General features: G+C 62.8%; 1 protein-coding gene. It reads left to right on the top strand.

Translation table 11 applies throughout. The annotated features are described in order from the left end of the window. Window positions 1-638: IS3 family transposase (locus tag AYO52_RS17485; RefSeq protein WP_067720265.1), on the top strand; the 638-nt coding region annotated here is incomplete at its 5' end. Between the last annotated feature and the right edge of the window lie 31 nt (window positions 639-669).

Raw genomic sequence — 669 nt, 5'->3', positions numbered from 1 at the left:
GCCGCAACGGTCTGACCAGGCAGGACAAGACGGCCCCGAAGTTCCCCGACCTGCTCAAGCGGGACTTCACCGCCGACAGGCCGAACGCCCGGTGGGTCGGCGACATGACCGAGATCCCCACCGTCGACGCCAACGGTCGGCCCGGTGAGAAGCTATATCTGGCCACTGTGATCGACCTCTACAGTCGTAGATTGCTTGGTGCTGCCACCGGTCTGCACCCGGACGCCGAACTCGCCTGCGCGGCGATCAACATGGCCGGGGCGACCCGCGGCGGTATCGAGGAGGTCCACCAGTCTGGGTGGCGTGAGGACCCGTCGAAACGAGCCATATTTCACACCAATCGGGGCAGCACCTATACCGCTCACGCGTTCACGAAACTATGCCAAGACCTCGGTATTCGCCAATCGATGGGGCGGGTCGGATCGTGCTTTGACAATGCTGCCGCCGAAGCATTTTTCAGCTCGCTGGAATGGGAAGTTTTGTCGCAACACACCTTCGAAAACACCCGCGCCGCCCGGGCCGCTGTGTTGGACTGGTGCTACGGGTTCTACAACCACGACCGACGACACAGCACGATCGGAATGGTGAGCCCGATCAGCTACGAGACCGCCGCGGCGACCGAACCGGAAGCCGCCTAGGAAACCCTCCACGATTCGGGGGGAACCACAT

Origin of the sequence: Dietzia sp. 111N12-1, assembly GCF_001658045.1 — a bacterium.
Taxonomy (GTDB): Bacteria; Actinomycetota; Actinomycetes; order Mycobacteriales; family Mycobacteriaceae; genus Dietzia; species Dietzia kunjamensis.
This window is presented reverse-complemented; position numbering and strand designations above follow the sequence as displayed.